Annotated in this window: 17 protein-coding genes; 4 read left to right on the top strand and 13 right to left on the bottom strand. The window is 48.3% G+C overall.

All coding sequences use genetic code 11. The features are described from left to right. The first annotated feature begins 75 nt into the window (after positions 1 to 75). The 3 genes from HZU75_RS12945 (at position 76) to HZU75_RS12935 (ending at position 3,416) form a co-directional block, all read left to right on the top strand. Positions 76 to 1,278: an ammonium transporter gene (locus HZU75_RS12945; RefSeq protein WP_180306439.1), complete on the top strand. Its 1,203-nt coding sequence runs from the start codon at positions 76 to 78 to the stop codon at positions 1,276 to 1,278. A gap of 189 nt (positions 1,279 to 1,467) precedes the next feature. Beyond that, the gene (locus HZU75_RS12940; RefSeq protein WP_180306438.1) at positions 1,468 to 2,382 is read left to right on the top strand and encodes a TraB/GumN family protein; all 915 of its coding nucleotides are present in this window, start codon (positions 1,468 to 1,470) and stop codon (positions 2,380 to 2,382) included. Then, positions 2,379 to 3,416, top strand: coding sequence for an NADP(H)-dependent aldo-keto reductase (locus tag HZU75_RS12935; RefSeq protein ID WP_180306437.1), 1,038 nt, complete (start codon positions 2,379 to 2,381; stop codon positions 3,414 to 3,416). Before HZU75_RS12940 ends, HZU75_RS12935 begins: the two co-directional genes overlap by 4 nt. A gap of 175 nt (positions 3,417 to 3,591) precedes the next feature. On the opposite strand, the gene HZU75_RS12930 is transcribed toward HZU75_RS12935, so the two are convergent. The 8 genes from HZU75_RS12930 to HZU75_RS12895 form a co-directional block, all read right to left on the bottom strand. Then, a complete protein-coding gene (locus HZU75_RS12930) occupies positions 3,592 to 4,698 on the bottom strand; it encodes an ABC transporter ATP-binding protein (protein ID WP_180306436.1) in 1,107 nt (368 codons plus the stop codon). 60 nt (positions 4,699 to 4,758) lie between these two features. Further along, entirely contained in the window at positions 4,759 to 5,694 is a 936-nt protein-coding gene (locus HZU75_RS12925) for a carbohydrate ABC transporter permease (RefSeq protein WP_180306435.1), read from the bottom strand. A 23-nt stretch (positions 5,695 to 5,717) separates the two neighbouring features. Continuing rightward, a complete protein-coding gene (locus tag HZU75_RS12920) occupies positions 5,718 to 6,593 on the bottom strand; it encodes a carbohydrate ABC transporter permease (protein WP_228028057.1) in 876 nt (291 codons plus the stop codon). A gap of 375 nt (positions 6,594 to 6,968) precedes the next feature. Continuing rightward, positions 6,969 to 8,216 (bottom strand): ABC transporter substrate-binding protein, encoded by a 1,248-nt coding sequence (locus HZU75_RS12915; protein WP_180306434.1) that lies wholly within the window; start codon positions 8,214 to 8,216, stop codon positions 6,969 to 6,971. A gap of 716 nt (positions 8,217 to 8,932) precedes the next feature. Next, a complete protein-coding gene (locus tag HZU75_RS12910; protein WP_180306433.1) occupies positions 8,933 to 9,673 on the bottom strand; it encodes a GntR family transcriptional regulator in 741 nt (246 codons plus the stop codon). Positions 9,674 to 9,693: 20 nt separating this feature from the next. Beyond that, on the bottom strand, positions 9,694 to 10,572 hold the full coding sequence (locus HZU75_RS12905; protein WP_180306432.1) for a glucosamine kinase nucleotide-binding domain-containing protein: 879 nt from the start codon (positions 10,570 to 10,572) through the stop codon (positions 9,694 to 9,696). Positions 10,573 to 10,844: 272 nt separating this feature from the next. Next, positions 10,845 to 11,531 carry a phosphoadenylyl-sulfate reductase gene (locus HZU75_RS12900; RefSeq protein WP_180308830.1) on the bottom strand — a complete coding sequence of 229 codons (687 nt, stop codon included), beginning with the start codon at positions 11,529 to 11,531 and terminating at the stop codon, positions 10,845 to 10,847. A gap of 17 nt (positions 11,532 to 11,548) precedes the next feature. Continuing rightward, the gene (locus HZU75_RS12895) at positions 11,549 to 12,334 is read right to left on the bottom strand and encodes a sulfite exporter TauE/SafE family protein (RefSeq protein ID WP_180306431.1); all 786 of its coding nucleotides are present in this window, start codon (positions 12,332 to 12,334) and stop codon (positions 11,549 to 11,551) included. A 113-nt stretch (positions 12,335 to 12,447) separates the two neighbouring features. Between HZU75_RS12895 and cysB the strand changes: the two genes are divergently transcribed. Beyond that, on the top strand, positions 12,448 to 13,392 hold the full coding sequence (gene cysB, locus HZU75_RS12890; protein ID WP_180306430.1) for an HTH-type transcriptional regulator CysB: 945 nt from the start codon (positions 12,448 to 12,450) through the stop codon (positions 13,390 to 13,392). Between the two features lie 64 nt (positions 13,393 to 13,456). On the opposite strand, the gene HZU75_RS12885 is transcribed toward cysB, so the two are convergent. The 5 genes from HZU75_RS12885 to HZU75_RS12865 form a co-directional block, all read right to left on the bottom strand. Beyond that, entirely contained in the window at positions 13,457 to 14,020 is a 564-nt protein-coding gene (locus HZU75_RS12885) for an NUDIX domain-containing protein (RefSeq protein ID WP_180306429.1), read from the bottom strand. A gap of 83 nt (positions 14,021 to 14,103) precedes the next feature. Beyond that, positions 14,104 to 16,557 carry a glycogen/starch/alpha-glucan family phosphorylase gene (gene glgP / locus HZU75_RS12880; RefSeq protein ID WP_180306428.1) on the bottom strand — a complete coding sequence of 818 codons (2,454 nt, stop codon included), beginning with the start codon at positions 16,555 to 16,557 and terminating at the stop codon, positions 14,104 to 14,106. Between the two features lie 219 nt (positions 16,558 to 16,776). Further along, positions 16,777 to 18,210 (bottom strand): glycogen synthase GlgA, encoded by a 1,434-nt coding sequence (gene glgA, locus HZU75_RS12875; RefSeq protein WP_180306427.1) that lies wholly within the window; start codon positions 18,208 to 18,210, stop codon positions 16,777 to 16,779. An 82-nt stretch (positions 18,211 to 18,292) separates the two neighbouring features. Further along, positions 18,293 to 19,570 (bottom strand): glucose-1-phosphate adenylyltransferase, encoded by a 1,278-nt coding sequence (gene glgC / locus HZU75_RS12870; RefSeq protein ID WP_180306426.1) that lies wholly within the window; start codon positions 19,568 to 19,570, stop codon positions 18,293 to 18,295. A 73-nt stretch (positions 19,571 to 19,643) separates the two neighbouring features. Further along, positions 19,644 to 21,275 (bottom strand): alpha-D-glucose phosphate-specific phosphoglucomutase, encoded by a 1,632-nt coding sequence (locus HZU75_RS12865; protein ID WP_180306425.1) that lies wholly within the window; start codon positions 21,273 to 21,275, stop codon positions 19,644 to 19,646. Between the last annotated feature and the right edge of the window lie 5 nt (positions 21,276 to 21,280).

Genomic DNA, 21,280 nt, shown 5'->3' with positions numbered 1-21,280 from the left:
TCGCACCAGCTTTGAGCGCTGGCACGCTCTTTGCTAGTGCACATGCCATAAAAATGATCACACACGAGAGTACACATGGACGCTTTTCGCACCAGTACGGACGTACTGTTTATTTTATTGGGCGCGATTATGATTTTGGCAATGCATGCCGGCTTCGCATTTCTGGAGCTCGGTACTGTGCGCAAAAAAAATCAGGTGAATGCCCTAGTTAAGATCCTGACCGATTTTGCAGTATCAGCGATTGCCTACTTTTTTGTTGGCTATACCATTGCCTATGGCGTTCATATGCTTGTTCCGGTCAGCGAGCTCAATGCTGCCAGCGGCTATGGCATGGTGAAATTTTTCTTTTTACTGACGTTTGCGGCAGCTATTCCAGCGATTGTATCGGGCGGGATTGCAGAGCGCGCCAAATTTCATCCGCAATCAGCCGCTACATTCATTTTGGTTGGCCTGGTTTACCCCTTCTTTGAAGGGATGATGTGGAATAACAATTATGGTGTGCAGGATTTATTTAAAGCGTGGTTTGGCGCCACCTTCCATGACTTTGCGGGTTCGGTCGTTGTACATGCTGTTGGCGGCTGGATTGGCTTGGCTGCGGTGCTCCATCTTGGTGCGCGTCGTGGCCGCTACAGCAAAGAGGGTCGCGTTGCGGCACATCCACCTTCAAGCATCCCTTTTCTGGCCTTGGGCGCGTGGATTCTGATTGTTGGCTGGTTTGGTTTTAATGTGATGAGCGCACAAAAAATCGAAGGCATTTCCGGCTTGGTTGCGATGAATTCACTCATGGCCATGGTGGGCGGCACGCTAGTTGCAACGGTGATGGGTAAAAATGACCCGGGGTTTATCCACAACGGCCCTTTAGCTGGCTTGGTGGCAGTTTGTGCTGGCTCAGATATCATGCATCCACTTGGTGCGCTGGTCGTTGGTGGTGTAGCAGGCGGCATCTTTGTCTACCTGTTTACGGTCACCCAAAACAAATGGAAGATCGATGATGTACTAGGGGTCTGGCCACTACATGGCATTTGTGGCGCATGGGGCGGTATTGCTGCAGGCCTATTTGGCAGCAAAGCTTTGGGTGGCATAGGCGGAGTAAGTATTCTGGCACAACTCGTTGGGACGCTCTTAGGGGTGGTGATTGCTTTTGTCGGTGGCTATCTGGTTTATGGCCTACTCAAAAAAACGGTCGGTATCCGCCTCAGTGATGAAGAAGAATTCAATGGAGCCGATTTAAGCATCCACCAAATTTCAGCTAGCCCAGAGCGTGAGACCAACTGGTAAGCAAGTCCTTCCAATCAAAGCAAAGCCGTACCTTGATGAGGTGCGGCTTTTTAATTGATAACAGTAAAAAATGCCGCCGGATTAAACATCATTAATCAATGCATGCACACCGATAAATCACTGCGCAGCGCTTCACCTCCCGTATATACTTATGGACTTTCGTACCTCGTTGCATAAAGGTTTGTTCGTATGTTTGCACGTTTACACCCTGTATTGACTCTCGCATTTTGTGCCTGTCTTAGCCTGATGGGCTGCTCAGCCAGTGCTGAAAAGAACACCAATGCCAAAGCCGTACTTTGGAAAATCGAAAGCGCCAATACCAACCCCTCGTGGTTGTTAGCAACAGTGCAAACGCCGGAAGGTCACAGTGTTGAATTCAAGCCCGAGGTTGAGCCAGCGTTGCTCAATTCGCGCTTTATTGGCACCGAATACTACAGCGACATGAATTCTTCGATCCAACTCGCTCAGGCGATGGTCAGCAAGGATGCTCCACTTGCCAATGCATTAGGGGCTGAGCGCTACGCGAAAATCACACCGCTACTTGCCGCCCGCGGCTACCCAGCCAATGTATCGGCCAAACTGCACCCATGGGCGGCCACCATGTTGCTGTTCTCTCCGCGCCAGAGCAAAGAAAACGTGCCGATGGATGAGTACGTGTTCCAGTATGCGACCGAAACTAATAAGCCCTATTTTGCCCTCGAAAGCATAGAACAACAGCTCAACCCATTTCAGTCCATCCCCTTGGCGCGGCAACTGATCCTGATAGATGCCTTTATCGCCAATCAAGCCGCTCTAGAAGATGCCTATAAGAAAAACATGGCGGCTTATATCAAATCAGATCTCGAATCGATTGATCCATTGGCCCAATTTGAAACCATCGCCCTACCCAAAGCAGAACAAGCGTGGTTTAAAGAATGGCGCAAAAACCATAAAGCCAAACGCAATCAAGCGCTGGTCGAACGACTAAAAACTCCGTTAGGCAAAGGCGATGCGTTCTTTACTGTTAGTGCAGCACAAGTCAAAGGTAGCGATGGGCTCTTGGCGGCCTTGCGTGGCGCTGGCTACAAAGTGAGCGCGGTAAGTGCAGCGAGCAAAAAACCATGAAATACACCCAATTAGGCCGCTCTACGCTACAGGTTTCGCAGATTTGCTTAGGGACAATGACTTTTGGCGAACAAAATACTGAGTCGCAGGCCCACCAACAACTCGATTATGCCTTAGCACAGGGTATTAATTTCATCGATACCGCTGAAATGTATCCTGTTCCCGCCAAGGCGGGCACCCAAGGCGTAACCGAAAGCTATATTGGCACGTGGCTGCAACACCAATCCCGCGATAAGCTAGTCATTGCCAGCAAAGTGGCAGGCCCCAATCGTGGCATGGAATGGATTCGTGGTGGCCCACAATTAACACGCGAGCAAATCATCACTGCGTGTAATGCTTCTCTTCAGCGCTTGCAGACCGATTATCTCGATCTCTACCAAATTCACTGGCCTGCGCGACATGTACCGATGTTTGGACAAACTTATTATGAGCCCAGCCAAGAATACGCTAATGCGCCAAGCGTACAAGAGCAACTTTCAGCACTATCCGACTTGGTTCGTGCCGGCAAAGTGCGCTATATCGGGGTTTCTAATGAAACACCATGGGGCGTAGCTGAATTTATTAAAGTAGCGGAGCGCGAAAATCTCCCTACGATCCAAACGATTCAGAATGTTTACAACCTGATCAATCGAAATTTTGATCACGGACTCAGTGAAGCCTGCCATCGCGAACAAGTGAGTTTACTGGCGTATAGCCCGCTAGCATTTGGTTTATTGTCAGGTAAATATATCGACAATCCGCAAGCCTCAGGCCGGATGACTCAATTTGCTAATTTTGGTGTTCGCTACCTCAAACCGCATGTACCCGCTGCGATTAAGGCCTATCACGAGCTGGCTCACACACATGGCTTAAGCACCGCACAACTCGCCCTCGCGTGGCTGTATAGTCGCTGGTATGTCAGCAGCACTATCATTGGCGCAACTCAGATGGACCAGCTTGCAGAAAATATTGCAGCTCAAGAGATTCATTTAAGCGATGAGATCTTGCAACAAATCGAGGCAATCCATCGGCGCTGCACTAGCCCGGCTCAATAGGTATTTAAATTACCCTAAGTTTACAGCCCGCTAGCGCGGGCTTTTTCATATGTATGCCCGTAGAATGCAAGAAAACACTAGGCCACAAGGATATACCCAATAAAAATAAGAAGCGGCAGCCAGCCACGGCAATAAAAAAACCCGCCGTAGCGGGTTTTTTGAGACACTTAGATAATTAAGCACGAACACGTTTGAACGCGATACCTTCAGCATCAAACAACATGCTATGCGCTTCTGGGAATTTGATGCGTACTGAATCACCATATTTCAGGCCAGTCATATTTGATGGCAATTTCGCGCAAATGATTTCGTTAATACCTGGAATTTCAACGTAAGCCAATACGATATCACCCAAGTGCTCGGTCAAATCAACACGTGCTGGAATGCCTTCTGGATCATTGTCAGCGCACAATTGGATGTGCTCAGGACGAATACCCAAGGTCACTTTATCGCCTACTTTCGCAGTTGAAGCATTAACTGCCGCACGTACGCTAATGCCTTTTGGCAAACGAACAACCGCTGCATTTTGTTCTACGCCAACAACTTGCGCTTCAAAAATATTCATTTTTGGTGAGCCCAAGAAACCAGCTACGAACAAGTTTGATGGGTTTTCGTACATTTCCAGCGGCGTACCAACCTGCTGAATCACACCCGCATTGAATACCACGATACGGTCAGCCAAGGTCATCGCCTCAACCTGATCGTGCGTTACATACAGCATGGTGGTTTTCAATTCTTGGTGCAATTTAGACAATTCAACACGCATATTCATACGCAATGAAGCGTCCAAGTTAGACAATGGCTCGTCGAACAAGAATACTTTTGGATTACGTACGATTGAACGACCAATCGCAACACGCTGGCGCTGACCACCTGACAATGCTTTAGGTTTACGCTCTAGCAAATGAGTCATTTGCAATACTTCAGCGGCTTTTTTCACGCGCTGATCGATTTCGGCTTTCGGTGTACCAGCCAATTTCAGAGCGAAGGCCATGTTATCGTACACAGTCATGTGTGGGTACAGTGCGTAAGACTGGAACACCATCGCAATACCGCGTTTTGACGCGTGGATGTCATTCGACAATGTATCGCCAATGTACAACTCACCCGCTGTAATGTCTTCCAGACCGGCAATCATACGCATCAGCGTTGATTTACCGCAGCCAGATGGGCCTACGAATACAACGAATTCACCATCTTTGATCTCAAGATCCGCGCCTTTAATGACACATACATCTTTGGTGTAGTTCTTTTTGATGTTTTTAAGAGTTACGCTAGCCATTTTTAAATTTCCTTAATTCTCAAATTAGGTATGTAGTTACACCGATACATGGGCTACTGATTACTTAACAGCGCCATCCATGCCGGAGATAAAGAATCGTTGTGTGAAGGCAAAGAACACGAGTACTGGGATCACCGTCAAGACGATGGCAGCCATCAATGTATTTTGCGAGCCAGACAACGGGCCAGTTAAGTCGTTAAATACACCAACCGCCAATGGCTGCATGGTTTTTGCACGCATCACAATTGAAGACCAGATGTACTCATTCCATTGGTTAACCAAGGTGAAGATCGCCAACGCAGCGATTGAAGGCGTAGTTACTGGCAACATCACGCGCCACAGAATCTGCATTTCTGTCGCACCGTCAACACGGGCTGCGTCAATCAAATCTTGTGGAACCGCTTCAAACGCTTGCTTCATCAAGAAGATACCAAAAGCACCTGCGATACCTGGCAATACCACACCCAGATAGCTATTCATACCAATCAGCTTTTTCCACGTCGCAGCATCGCTACCAGTCAACGTTAATTGCAGCCAATCTGCAAAGTTACCCAGCTTTACGATGGTGATGTAGTTCGGTACCAAGGCAGTTTCTTGTGGCAGCATCAAGGTTGCAATAATGGCAACAAAGATGAAATTACGGCCAGCAAAACGCATCCGCGCTAATGGATAGGCCGCAAGAACTGAAATCACCACCGTACCCACTACGGCTAAGGTCGTAATGATCACAGAGTTTTTGAAATAAGTTGAAAATGGAATTTCAACGAATACACGCTCAAACCATACCAAGGTAGTACCAATACTGTAGGTACCATCACCGCCACTAACGTGCGGCACAAAACTTTGTGGGAACAAGTAGGCGTAAGAACCATCGCTCGACAAACCGAACGACACCGCCCACAACAGTGGAAACATCGTGAACAAACCGAACGCCATCAAGCTTGCATATTGCAGTGCCATCGTAACGAGGCGGTTCAATTCCTTACTCTTAAACATATTATTTTCTCCTAGTTGGCCGATTATTTATCGCCAAAGAAACGGAATTGGATAGCGGCCAAGATCATGCAGAAGAAGGTCACAACCAGACCAGCTGCAGCAGCAACGCCGAAGTCATAGTTGCGGAACGCTTGGTCATATACGTAGTAGAGCGCGGTATATGTCTCTGCTTTACCGTCTGTTAATACCAATACCTCTAGGAACACTTTCAACGCACCGATTGTTGAAAGCATGGTACACAGCAGAATGGTCGGTTTAACCATAGGAATTGTAATTTTCCAGAAACGCTCCCAAGCATTTGCACCGTCAAGGATCGCGGCTTCTTCCACCTCTGCAGGGATAGCTTGTAAGCCTGCGAGATACAGTACCATGTAGTAACCCAAACCTTTCCACAGCGTAAAAATCATGATCGAGTACATTGCGATATCTGGATCACCCAACCAATCGATATCAACAACTTTGTCTTGCGGGAAAATATGGAACAGATGAACGATGGTTGAAAGGAATGAGTTCAACATACCATCGTATTTGAATACGAACTGCCAAACGATACCGGCAATTGAAATTGCTGTAATAACTGGAATGTAGTAAACCGCACGGAAGAAGGTCATGCCAGGCATCTTGTTATTTACCAGCTTAGCAATCAACAGCGAAAGCAACTGGATAAATGGAACCACTAGCAAGAACAACAATGAATTTTTTACCGCTTGATGAAAAAGATCCTCTTCCCAAATGCGGCGGAAGTTATCAAAGTTATTCCACTCTACAGCTCCCCCTGCAATTTCATAATGATTAAAAGCCAAATAGGTGTTGAAACCCACGGGCCAAAATACAAAAACACCCATCAAGATCAAGGCGGGGGCCAAGAAGAAATAGGCCATAAAGTTGGAGTTTTTCACGTTTCGACTCTTCGGTGCGTTACAGACAAGGTAGATAATAACCCAATACTCAGCGTTTGTGACTTGATATTAACCAAACACGCACGCATTTACAGTGCCCGCATTATAACTTAGGCAATGCAAAAATTACATATTTGCATTACCCTTTTTGCGCAGCAAAACCTCACTTCGTTCCCAACAACACAACAGCAAAACCCTTACAAAATCAAACAGTTAAACTACAAAACTAAAATTTCAAATTAATATGAGCTTTATTATCAGATAGAAATTGCCAATTAGCCCACTACATAAATAATTAAATAATTATATTAGATCCAAAAAGCAAAAAGCGGTAAGTGCTATTCGCACTTACCGCTCTAATCTAACTAGCTAATATTATTTAGCAGACAGACGTTTGTTAGAATCAGCTACTGCTTCATCCAAAGCTTGTTTCACAGAAATACGGCCTTGCAAAGCAGCTTCGATTTTAGCGTCCATTGCTTTAGACAATGCGCCTTCATCAACGTTACCTGGCAAATCTTTCAGGAACAAGTGACGAGTTTTGTCGATAACCAAACCACCCATTTTGAATGCTTTTTTGCCTGGATCAGTCATGTCATTCAGAGCTGGGTCTTTAGCTGCAGCTGCATTTGCATTTTTAGTAGAAGCAAATGTGTAAGAAGCTTTAGCGAATTGCTCTTGAGCCCACTCACCAGTGATGAAGTTACCAACCACACCTACTGATTTCATGTCTTTCTGGCCTTTTGGAACTACGTACATAGTAGTCCAGCCGCCGAATGCCAACTTGCCGTTGTCACCCAATGGGAAAGTCGTTACGTCAGCAGCTTTGTAAGCAGCTGGGTTCGCGTCTTTAATTTTCTTAACTGCGTGGCCGCCTTCAGCGAACATAGCAACGCCGCCGTTTGCGAACATAGCGATTTGTTCGTCAAATGTCAGGTTAGTATCTTTAACGATAGTACCTGCTTTGTAAGCATCAGCAAATTTTTGAACCAAAGCTACGTGAGCTGGGCTGTTGTAAACAGCTTTGCCGTTTTGAATAACTGGCAGACCTTCAAACATGAACCAACCAGTGAAACCGTCTTGCAGTTTTGGCGCCCAACCTGGTTTACCAGTTGCAGCTTGGATTTTTTTCGCAGCAGCGAATACGTCGTCCAGAGTTTTGAATTCTGGTTTCACGCCAGCTTTAGCCAGCATGTCTTTGTTGTAAACCATTACGGCAGTAACTTGGTAAGAAGGGAAGCCGTAGATTTTGCCGTCAGTAGTCGCATTTGCCAAAGCAGCGCCAGTGAACTGAGCTTTATTGATGATGCTGTCAACTGGAGTCAACAGCTTAGGAGCCATTTCAACCATCCAGTTAGTTGGAACCAATGCCAAGCCTGGTACGTTACCTTCAGCAACTGCAGCAACGATAGCTGGCTTCATTGCGCCCCAGCCCAAATCTTTCTGAACAACTTCGATGTCTTTGTGTTCAGCGTTGAACTTGTCAACAACTTGCTTGTGGTATGCATCGTAAGTTGGAGCCAATGAATGAGACCAGAACTCAACTTTAGTTGCAGCTTGAGCAGACATGATTGATGCAGCGAATACTGCAGCACCAACGAGAACGGAACGCTTAAAGTTCATAACAACTCCTAACATGGACATGAGCAACACTGGGTCGCAAAAAAATACAGGATGTTTACAACTGCAAAACTACTTTAAAGCACAATAAATTTTCGAGTCAATATCTTTGTTAGATCTCATACAAATGCAGAAAGCACGTTCTAACTGTATGACTTGTTTGCGCCAGCTGACGCACTGCACTCTATCCAACTCCCTAAACGAGAAGCCACACAAAGTATGGAATTTGGTGCCGGATGTACCCTGACTCGTAAAACTACAGTGGCAAGATTACCGCAAATTAATGTGAGGGTGAACACAAGAAACGATGCAAATCCATCCATCGATAAGACCAAATCTCCGCGGCATAGATACCACTTGATGTTTACTAGCAAGGCGAAGCTTGGCCATATGTAGGCAAAAACCCGAATAGCGAAACTCAACTACATTTGGCAGAGCCCAAACTTTGTTTTTTCTTAGAAGAATCAGCGCAATAGCCTATCAAAGAGAAAAAATTTCGTAGGAAAAATGCCTTAATTGAATCGCCTCACCCACAAAAAGTACAAAAAAACCCTGACATTTTTACTGACAGCAACTGCAATCACAGCATCTACATACGAAAAATCGGCACAAATATTACATTTGCATTTGTGTGTTTTTGTATCATCAACGCAACATTTTGAAAAAAAAAGCGTGTCGGCCATGCCGATCACGCTTTTTGGTGTGCCGCTTCACAACAATTAACGATACAACTCCACCACAAAATCGTAGTAATCACTGCGAAACCAGGAATGTGTTAGCTCTATCGCACTACCATCTTCCAAATAACCCACGCGCGTTAGATGCAGCATAGCAGCGCCAACTTCAACGCCGGTTAGTTGAGCCAATTCAGCGGAGGCATTAACCGCCCCAATATTCTGTATTGCTCGTACAACAGTCAGGTTCGCATCACGCATGAAATCGTAGAGCGACTCGCCTATTTTTTCAGGATCAGGGACATAGTGATAAGGCAAAGACGTAATCTCGACCGCCATCACCACATCGTTAGCTAGGCGCAAACGTTCAAGATGGGCAACACGACTATTTGGACTTAAATTCAGGCGCAACAATTCTTCAGAACCAGCCAGACAAATCTCGCGCTTTAACCATTTTGACGCGGGCCTAAATCCACGTTGCTTGAGCATCTCAGATAGATTAGTTAAGCGAGTTAGTGGCTGCTCGAGTTTTGGTGTGATGTAGGTGCCAGAGCCTTGGCGGCGCAAAATGAGACCTTGCTCAAACAGCAGATCGAGCGCTTTTCGCGCGGTGACACGCGATATTCCTAGCACATCGCAAAAGGTACGCTCGGAAGGAAGGGGGTCATCTGCTTTCCAGAAACCTGCATGAATCGCAGCAGCCAGTTTGTGACCGAATTGCAAATACAAAGGCGTTGCACTGTCGTTATCCGGTTTTAACACCAATAGCTTATTTTGATTCTGCATTTCCCTTCCCCCTGCCTAGATCACAAATATTCGCGCGCAATCAAGATCAATGCACCGGCACATGAATCTTTTTGGGCTCGTGAAGTTGTAGCCAAAAAGTCGGCGGGTATATACGGGCGCAAAGCCTCTGACAGGCCACCACCACAGATTGCAATCGGCAAATCAGGTGCGGTCGCGCGCAAAGCGGCGGCGATATTAACAATTTCCTGCCCTGCATCAATCAGAAAACTACGAGCAACGGCATCCGTTTGACCAAACTCCATCACGATTGGAGAAAGTGAAGCGCATTCTGTCTGCTTCATTTTCCCCATCCAAGCAAAAACTTGCTCACGTGTATCACCAGTCACCGTTAGTAATTTGCGACCAAAATCAGTTAATGGCCGACGGCCATCCATAATGCGTTGCACATGATTAATTGCTTTTAAACCCAAATATGCACCAGAACCTTCGTCTGAGGTAGGGAATCCCCAGCCGCCAACCTCCAAGCGTTCACCGGTAGGTAGCCACGCCTCACCAATCGAGCCAGTACCAATCGCGATAATTGCACCATGCGCGCCGTTATGAGCACCGAGAAGGGTGGAATAGCCATCAGTCTCAACCACGATACGCGCAAAGCCTGGGTTTTTACTTTCAAACTCTTGGGCCCAAGCTTTGACTGTGACCCCTGAAAGACCAAAACCAACCGCACAACGCGCAAAGTCGGGCTGCTCAATACCAATTTTTTTAAAGGCTTCGATAATCGCTGCTGTGATATTGGCCCAAGCTTTATCGATGCCTTGGCCTAAAGCAGATGGACCAGACTCAGCACGCACTTTCTCAACGCCATCCATACCCGCAATTGTCACGCGAGTACCTGTACCGCCACCATCAACCCCAATCAAAAATTCGATTTGACTCATTTATTACTCCCTTTTAGCTTAAGGTTTGCATGTAACCCAGCTAGATATCAGCAAGCTTATGTTAGAAAAATCAGACCAGTTGATCCAAGCGTTGAATCGCACATCGGACCAAAGCAAGCAAAAATGCGGCGTTCATCTGCAAGATGCAAAATGTTACATTTCACAGCATCATACCAATTTAGAGATGCCAAGATAACGTGTCAATTGGGCAAGTATAAAAAAACGCCCAAATCTTTGGGCGTTTTGCTTTTTACCAAATTTGCGAAACCACTTTAAATTTTCTTTACATGCAGGCCGCACTCTTTGTTTTCTGGGTTTTCCCACCACCAGCGACCGGCACGCACATCTTCACCCATTGCGATCGGGCGCGTACAGGGCGCACAGCCAATGGATGGCACGTGTTGATCATGCAATTTGTTATATGGAATATTTTCAGCGCGGATATAAGCCCAAACTTCTTTTTCAGTCCATTCAATCAACGGATTGAATTTTTCCAGCCCATTACCAGCATCAAACTCTTGATAACCTAGATCTGTGCGCGTAGGTGATTGCTCGCGACGCAAACCTGTCACCCAAGCTTTTTTATCTTTTAGAGCACGTTGTAATGGTTCAATTTTGCGCACATGACAGCATGACTTACGCAATTCAACCGATTCGTAAAATGCATTGATACCATGCTGGTTGACGTATTGCTCAACTGCGGCAGTATTCGGGAAAAACACCTGAATCGGATGGCTTGGGTAGGCTTGCGCTACTTCCTGCATCAGCGTGTAGGTTTCAACCGGTAGACGCCCGGTATCCAGACTAAAAATATCAATACCCACTTTTTCTTTGGCCAAAAGATGCGTAATCACCATGTCTTCAGCACCGAAAGAATTGGCAAATACCGCAGGTGAGTACTCTGCCGCAATGCGGTGTAATAAAGCGATTGTTTCGCTTAATTTATGTTCAAAATCCATCATTTAACCTATCTCAGTTAGAACACCAGTTTCCAGCCAATAAAGACTAACATAGCAGCCAGGCAAGGTCTAAGCACCGTATCAGAAACTCGTCCCGAAAGATGGCTGCCTAGATAAATTCCAGGTAATGAACCTGCTAGCAAATAGCCTAGCAAGCTCCAATCCATATTGCCCATCCCTGCATGCCCCAAGCCTGCCACTAAGGTCAGTGGTACAGCGTGTGCGATCTCGGTGCCCACGAGGCGTTTCGTCTGCAACAATGGATAGAGGATAAACAATGCCACGGTGCCCAATGCACCAGCACCAATTGAGGTTAACGTAACAATCGCCCCAAGCAAAATACCTACGCACACAGTCATTAGATTCAGGCGTGGGCCCGCTGCATGAAATGCATCGCCAGCGTGTTTTTGCGCAACTGCAATCAATTGCTGTTTAAACACGATGGCCACCGCTGTAAACAGCAGCGCAACGCCTAGACCTTGTTTGATAATGCTGTTGAGCGCTTTGGTATCCGTGTGCAGATTATGCAAAACCAAAAGAGTGAGCGCCGCAGCTGGAACACTACCCAGCGCTAACCAGCCTGTAATTTTCCAGTCGATATTTTTATTTTTTTGATGTACATAGACGCCACCAGCTTTCGTAATTGCGGCATAGAGTAAATCAGTGCCCACGGCGGTAGCTGGATTGATACCGAAAAACAACAAAATCGGGGTCATCAGGGAACCACCACCCACCCCTGTCATTCCAACAATAAAACCGACGACTAGCCCTGCCACCACAAAGCCATACCATGCAACTTCCATGCTCTACCCTTTTAATTTTTACATTTGCATGCATGATAACTGCTGAAAATAGAACGCTTTATACTATTCTGTTATCATAATAGAAGCATTAGTTCTTTTGATGGGAGGGTGTGATGAAACTGCAGCAACTGCGTTATCTGGTCGAAGTCGCCAAACAAGGGTTGAATGTCTCCGAAGCGGCTGAAAAGCTGCATACATCACAACCGGGCATTTCCAAGCAAATCCGCCTGCTGGAGGACGAGCTAGGGGTGCAGATTTTTATCCGGAACGGCAAACGTGTAGTTGATATCACCGCTCCCGGGCGTGAAATTCTTCGAATTTCTGAGCGTATTCTAATGCAATCGCAAAATTTGAAGCGAATCGGTGAAGAATTTATTCAAGTAGAAAATGGTAGCCTGACTATCGCCACCACCCACACGCAAGCGCGGTATGCCTTGCCTAAGGTGATTCAAGCCTTTTTACAGCGTTACCCGAAAGTACGCTTGTCAATCAAACAAGGTAGCCCAACCCAGATTTCTGAAATGGTTGTCGATGGCAGTGCAGACTTGGCAATTGCCACCGAAGGGATTGATCACTATCCAGAGCTAGCGATGCTGAACTGCTATGACTGGAATCGCTGCATTATTGTGCCCAAATCGCACCCACTCACAACCTTAAATCGCCCTCTCACGATTCAAGACATTGCTGCTTGGCCACTCATTACCTACGATTTTGCGTTTACTGGCCGCTCGAAAATCAACCGCGCATTTGAAGAGCACAATCTAACGCCCAATGTAGTCCTCACCGCCATCGACTCCGACGTCATTAAAACCTACGTTGAACTTGGCCTCGGCATTGGTATTCTGGCTGGTATGGCCTACGAACCGGAACGCGATACCGCATTAACCGCTATTGATGCTGGCCACTTATTCGAGCCCTCTACCACTCATATCGGGATGCGCAAAGATGCCTACCTACGGGGTTATGCGTATGACTTTATTGCCTTGTTTGCACCTCACCTAACCCGAGCTGTAGTGCAAGACGCATTACTGTGCGAGGGAGAGGATGATTACGAATAATCTATGACGGGTATATGACTGTAGAGCTCTTGCTAAATGCTTTTCATTCATATACCCATAAAGATTACTTCAAGCCTTTTTGTTGTGCCCAGAAAATCCCGCTCACGGTTTTTGCATCGGTAATCGAGCCATCGATCACCCCTTCCACCAACTCGTCCATGCTCATGCTAATGCATTCTACAAACTCACCCGCATCGAGCTGGGCAACACCCGCTGTTAAATCCCGCGCCAGAAACAGCTTAATCTCTTCGTCTGTATAACTGATGATCGGGTGCAATACGCCGAGATATTCCCAACTTGCAGCGGAGTAGCCGGTTTCTTCCAGCAATTCGCGCTTAGCGCATTCGAGTGGATCTTCGCCGATTTCCAATTTACCAGCCGGAAACTCGATAAACACCCGATGTAATGGATAGCGATATTGACGCTCCATGAGCAGACGGCCATCGGGCAATTGCGGAATAATCATTACCGCACCAGGGTGCAAAATATACTCGCGCGTCGCCTCAGAGCCATCGGGCAAACGGATGGTGTCACGATTCACATGCAGTAAATTGCCATCAAAAACGCGGGCACTGCTGATGGGCTCTTCAAATAAATGACTATCCTGCTGGGGCTGAGTTTTGTTCATTATTCTTCTCAAATTTGGACTGATTAAACCAATAAAAACGGCAGCCCATGTAGGCTGCCGTGAGTTTACTGCAAAAAGTAAAATTAAAGTTTGACCGGGGTCGTGTGCCAAATTTTTTCGGCGTACTCGGCAATCGTGCGGTCAGACGAAAAATGCCCCATCCCTGCCACATTCAAAATTGCCTTTTTCGCCCATTCATCCGGCTTGGCGTACAAAGCATCGACCTTGTCTTGGGTAGCAATGTACGATTCATAGTCGGCCAAGAGCTGATAATGGTCGCCCCAATTGACCAGCACATCAAAAATCACGCGGTAGCGCTCTGGATCTTGCGGGCTAAAGAAACCATTGGCCAATTGATTAAGCACTTCACGCAATTCGCTATTGCCCTCGTAAATTGCACGCGGATTGTAGCCATTGCGGCGTAGCGCATTCACTTCCTCAGTGGTGTTGCCAAAGATGAAAATATTATCCGCGCCCACTGCGTCCAGCATTTCGACATTCGCACCATCAAGCGTACCAATCGTCAACGCGCCATTGAGGCCAAATTTCATATTGCCGGTACCTGAAGCCTCAGTCCCTGCGGTAGAAATTTGCTCGGATAAATCCGCCGCCGGAATAATGATCTCGGCCAAGCTCACGCTGTAGTTGGGGATAAACACCACTTTGAGCTTGTCACCCACGCGTGAATCATTATTGATTTTGATGCCCACATCATTAATCAGCTGAATCACCAGCTTGGCCATTTTGTAGGCCGAAGCCGCTTTACCGGCAAACACCACCACACGCGGCTGAATTTTGGCATCGGGGTCACGCAAAATGCGGTTGTAGCGCGTAATCACATGCAACACATTCAGCAGCTGGCGTTTGTATTCGTGAATGCGTTTCACCTGCACGTCAAACAGCGAGTCTGGGTTGATGACGCCACCTAAATTACGTGCAACATACTTGGCTAAACGCTCTTTATTTGCGTGTTTGGCTTCGCGGAAATCTTGCACGAATTTGGGAAAATCAATGTGTGATTTTAGCTCGGCCAATTCATTCAAACGCACACGCCAAGTCTGGCCGATTTCACGATCAATCAGATTCGACAATTGTGGGTTAGCCAGCGCCAACCATCGGCGTGGAGTCACGCCGTTGGTGACATTAGTAAAACGCTCAGGGAAGATTTTGGCTAAATCGGCAAAAATCGACTCGACCATCAAATCAGAATGCAACGCCGACACGCCATTAATTGTATGGCTCGCCACCACCGCCAAGTACGCCATCCGTACTTTACGATCACCGTGCTCTTCAATTAGTGATACCGAGCGTAATAAATCAGTATTACCCGGAAATTTGGCCGCCACTTCTTTGAGGAACATATCATTGATATCGAAAATGATCTTCAAATGGCGTGGTAGCAAATGCCCCAGCATATCGACCGGCCAGGTTTCCAGCGCCTCAGACATCAGCGTGTGGTTGGTGTAGCTAAACACCTTGCTGGTAATCGCCCAAGCCTCATCCCATTCGTAGCCCGCTTCGTCGAGCAACACGCGCATTAGTTCAGGGATCGCCAGTACCGGATGCGTGTCGTTCAAATGAATCGCCACTTTATCGGCCAGATGATCCAGATTATCGTGGGTCATGCGATAGCGGTGGATGATGTCTTGCACGCTGGCGGCAACAAAGAAATATTCTTGGCGCAAGCGCAGCTCTTTCCCGCTGTAGGTCGAGTCGTCCGGATACAAAACGCGTGAAACGTTTTCCGAGATATTTTTCTCGGCCACCGCCGAGAAATAATCGCCTTCGTTAAATTTGGAAAGATTAATTTCCCGCGTCGAGCGTGCCGTCCACAAGCGTAACGTATTAGTCGCCGTGGTATCAAAGCCAGGGATAATCACATCATGCGCCACGGCCAAGACATCATTTTGCGTATCGATCCAGCGGGTCTTCTTGCCATCGAGCTCTAAACGGCCACCAAAGCGCACGCGGTAGCATACTTCATCACGCGGAAAATCGAGAATATTGACCGAGCCCAACCAAGTATCCGGCACTTCAACCTGACGACCTTCGATAATGCGTTGCTTGAACATGCCAAATTGATAGCGAATCCCATACCCCATCCCCGGAATACCCAACGTTGCCATCGAGTCGAGGAAACATGCGGCCAAGCGACCCAAGCCACCATTACCCAGTGCGGCATCAGGCTCCATATGCACCAGATCATCGTAATCAATACCCATTTCATCCAGTGCAGCGCGTACTGTGCTTTCCATATCCAGCGCCAGCAAGGCATTGGATAAAGCGCGGCCAATCAGAAACTCCATCGAGAGGTAGTACACGCGCTTCACATCTTGCGAGTATTGCGCGCGGGTGGTTTGCATCCAGCGCTCGACCATCTGATCACGCACGGTTAGAAATGTCGCATCCAGCCAGTCTTTTGGCTGCGCGGCGATCGGATCTTTACCAATCGTATACATCAGTTTATTGGCGATGGCTTTTTTAATCGCCTGTACATCGTGGTGATCGGTTACATCGTATTGAAACGGCATACTCATCGAATGCACTCCAGGGTTTTAAATCTTGTTGAAGCGATTACGCACAGCAATCGCCTATTGTTCTAGATCTAAGCTTTGATAATCCAACACGGCAGCTCAGAAACAACCGAGAAACACGAATACAAGTCAAACTGTGCGCAGCAAACCAGCATATATTCACAGTACATGCGGATTTTCGCGCAGAGTTTGAGCCATGATCGTGCTTCGAAACCGTTGCCGCTAAGCGCCCAATGCGCGATATAACTGCATATACTGCTGCGCTGCAGCTTGCCAGCCAAAGTCGCAATTCATCGCGGTTTTACGTACCGCTTTCCATTCTTTCGGTCGCGCCCATAGCGCAAACATCCGACGGATACCCCGGGTGAGTTCTTCACCGGAGAATCCATCAAATATAGCTCCAGTCGCAATACCCTCTTGCAAATTTTCCAAACTACAATCGATAACCGTATCGGCCAGCCCGCCAACTCGCCGCACCAACGGCAGAGCCCCATATTTCAAGCCATAAAGCTGGGTGAGACCACAAGGCTCAAATCGGCTCGGCACCATAATCACATCGGCTGCGGCCATAATCTGATGCGAAAACACTTCGTCATAGCCAATTTTGACGGCGATTTGCGCTGGATTTTCAGCCGCCGCCACCCGGAAAGCGGCTTCCATTTGCGCATCGCCACTGCCCAGCAATACAAATTGCCCGCCACGCGAGGTAATTTCTGCCAAGCGCTCTAGCACCAAATGCAGGCCTTTTTGCTCGGTCAGCCGGCTCACCACCACAAACAGCGGCGCATCTGCGCTCTCTTGCAAGCCCAAGCTCTGCTGCAGCGCGGCTTTGCACTTGGCTTTGCCAGCGGGTTTATCTGCGGTGTAATTAGCTGCGATCAGCGCATCGGTAGCTGGATCCCAAATCGCCTCATCCACTCCATTCAGTACGCCCGACAGTGCCTCACCGCGATCACGCAACAAGCCATCCAAACCGCAACCTTGCTCATGGACGGTGATTTCATGCGCATAGCTAGGCGATACCGTCGTCACGCGATCAGCAAAATAAATGCCGGCCTTCATAAACGACAAGTGCCCATGAAATTCAACGCCATTCACGCTAAAGAAATGGGCTGGCAAATCGAGCGCAGCAAAGTCAGAAGGCGAAAACACGCCCTGATACGCCAGATTGTGAATCGTAAACACCGTGCGGGCAGGATGCCCTGCCGCGGCAATATAGGCTGGCGCTAAGCCTGCGTGCCAATCGTGCGCATGCACGACGCTGGGGCGCCAGAATGGATCAGCCCCTTCGGCCAAGCGCGCCGCCACCCAGCCTAACACCGCAAAACGCACATGGTTATCAGCATAAGGATGGTTATTGCCATCCTGATACGGATTACCGCCTCGCGCATACAGATGCGGCGCATCAATCACATACACGCCCACCCCTTGCGCCGTTTGCCCAAACAACACTTTGATCTGTCCAGCAAAGCTATTGAACGTGGCCACCTCACCACTGATTTGCAAACCAGCAAAAATCGCCGGAAAACCAGGCAATAGCACTCGAACATCTGCGCCTTGTTGCCCCAAAGCCTGTGGCAAAGCCCCGCTGACATCCGCCAACCCGCCGGTTTTGAGCAGCGGAAACATCTCGGCGCATACATGTAAAATCTGCATTGGCACTTCCTTTTTCTCGCATCAACGTTGATCTGATGTGGATTATTCAGTCACCAGATGACCCGCTGATGGCAGCGGACGATTATTTCAACTTGGCTAACATATCCTTAGTAATCAAGGTCACGCCGCCTTCCGAGCGGTAAAAGCGACGGGCGTCGTCTTCGGCGTTTTCACCGACAATCAGGTTTTCCGGAATCTCGCAGCCACGATCAATCACACAACGACGCAGGCGCGAGCCGCGGCCAATCGTCACCTGCGGCAAGATCACGGCTGAATCAATCGTGCAGAATGAATGCACGCGCACTTGTGAAAATAGCACCGAGTTGATCACCAGCGAGCCCGATACAATACAACCACCCGACACTAGAGAATTGAGCGTCATGCCATGGCTGCCATTGCGGTCTTGCACAAACTTAGCCGGTGGTAATTGCTCTTGCAGCGTCCAGATCGGCCAAGCTTCATCATAAACATCCAGCTCAGGCGTGACTGAGGCTAAATCAAGATTGGCTTCCCAGTACGCATCAACCGTACCGACATCACGCCAATAAGGTTGCGCGTTTTGATCTTCGAGCACGCACGACAAACCAAATGGGTGGGCAAAGGCTTTGCCTTCCGACACGGCTTTAGGAATCAAATCTTTACCAAAATCGTGTGATGAACCTTCAAGCTTGATGTCTTCTTCCAGCAGGCGCTCAAGATACGCCGTGTTGAAAATATAAATGCCCATCGAAGCCAAAGACACATCGTCTTTACCCGGCATTGCAGGGGGATCGGCAGGTTTTTCAACGAAAGCCGAAATCTTACGATCTTCGCTAATTGCCATCACACCAAATGCACTGGCCTCTTTGCGTGGCACTTCGATGCATGCCACGGTGACTTCGGCGCCGAGCAATACGTGATCGACCAGCATCCGCGAGTAATCCATCTTGTAGATATGATCACCCGCCAGCACCACGACGTAATCAGAGCGGTAAGTACGCAAAATATCCAAGTTTTGGTAAATCGCATCAGCCGTTCCGCGATACCAGTGCTCTTCATCAACACGCTGCTGTGCCGGTAGCACATCGACAAACTCGTTCATTTCATTGCGCAAAAACGACCAGCCACGTTGCAAGTGGCGCATCAGCGAATGTGATTTGTACTGCGTAATCACGCCAATGCGGCGAATACCCGAGTTAATACAATTAGAGAGCGCAAAATCGATAATCCGAAATTTACCGCCAAAATACACGCCGGGCTTGGCTCGATGATCGGTCAATGCTTTCAAACGCGAGCCACGTCCACCTGCCAGTACTAAAGCCACTGCACGGTTAGGTAATTGGCGGGCCAAGGTGGCTTTATCGATTAATTGAACTTCCATGATTCCTCTCCTGATTTTCTAGCCGTGGTCGGCTTTGCGCACTGCTAATTAGTCTTGTTGTAAATAGTTAGAATTAGGTCACAACAGTCGGCTGGGTACGCCCGCTACGCGTCGCAATTTGCGCCACTTCGCCTGCGATTTGGATCAAGTCGGCTAAAGCCGTTTGCGTTGCCACACCATGGCGGCTGGTATCAGCTTCAAATTTTTCCAAATACACGCGCAAAGTCGCGCCCTCAGTACCTGTGCCAGAAAGGCGGTACACCACGCGGCTACCGTCGGTAAAGATAATGCGAATACCTTGCTTCTCACTGCGTGAGCCATCCACCGAATCGTCATAGGCAAAATCATCGGCCAATGCCACGGTGTAGCTGCCAAAAGCTTGGCCAGCTAAACTCGCCAATTGGCTACGCAAATGCGTCATCAGACCATTGGCCGCTTCAATATCGAGCGCTTCGTAATCGTGGCGAGAATAGAAATGACGACCGTAAGTTTTCCAATGGGCTGTCACGATTTCTTCGACCGACTTGCCAGTGACCGCCAATAAATTCAGCCAGAACAGCACCGCCCAAACGCCGTCTTTTTCACGTACATGGCCAGAACCGGTGCCGTAGCTTTCTTCACCGCAGAGCGTCACTTTGCCCGCATCGAGCAAGTTGCCAAAAAACTTCCAGCCTGTTGGCGTCTCAAAGCACGGCAGACCGAGTTTTTTTGCCACCGCATCCACGGCGCACGAGGTTGGCATTGAGCGCGCCACACCTGCGATACCGCCCGCGTATCCTTTGACCAAAGTGGCATTGGCCGCCATCACCGCCAAGCTATCGGACGGCGTCACGATGAAGTTGCGGCCCAAAATCATATTGCGATCGGCATCGCCATCGCTGGCAGCGCCAAAATCGGGTGCGTCGGCAGCTGTTAAGTGCGCAACCAGATCGTCGGCATACACTGGGTTTGGATCGGGATGCAGGCCACCAAAATCTTCGAGCGGCACACCATTGACCACCGTGCCTTTGGGCGCGCCGAGCAGACCTTCGATAATGCGCGTTGCGTACGGGCCAGAAGCGGCGCACATTGCATCAAAACGCATGCGTTTGCCACTCGCAAACCAGGCGCGAATTGCAGCAAAATCAAACAGGCTTTCCATCAATTCGGCGTAATCGCTCACTGGATCAATCACCACCACCTGCATACCACCCAGCGTATATTCACCCAGCGCTTCAATATCAATATCTGCGGAGCTATACGTGTGATATTCGCTAATCGTCGTCGTACGCTGGTAAATCGCTTCGGTGATTTTCTCTGGCGCAGGGCCGCCGTTGGTGACGTTATATTTAATACCAAAGTCACCATCAGGACCGCCCGGATTGTGTGAAGCCGACAATACAATACCGCCCACTGCGCCATGCTTGCGAATCACGCAGCTCACCGCTGGCGTTGATAGCAATGCGCCTTGACCAACCAATACTTTGGCTACGCCGTTGGCTGCGGCCATTTTCAAAATGGTTTGTACTGCGGCGCGATTGTGGTAACGGCCATCGCCCCCCAGCACCAGCGTGCCACCTTTGAGCTCAGGCACGACATCAAAAATCGCCTGAACAAAGTTTTCTAAATAGCCAGCTTGTTGAAAAACGGTGACTTTCTTGCGCAAGCCCGATGTGCCGGGGCGCTGACCTGCAAAAGCCTGGGTTGCAACTGTGGTGATACTCATTACTT

Source organism: Chitinibacter fontanus (genome assembly GCF_013423785.1).
Taxonomy (GTDB): Bacteria; Pseudomonadota; Gammaproteobacteria; order Burkholderiales; family Chitinibacteraceae; genus Chitinibacter; species Chitinibacter fontanus.
Note: the sequence above shows the minus strand (reverse complement) of the source record. Positions and strands in the feature narration are given on the sequence as shown.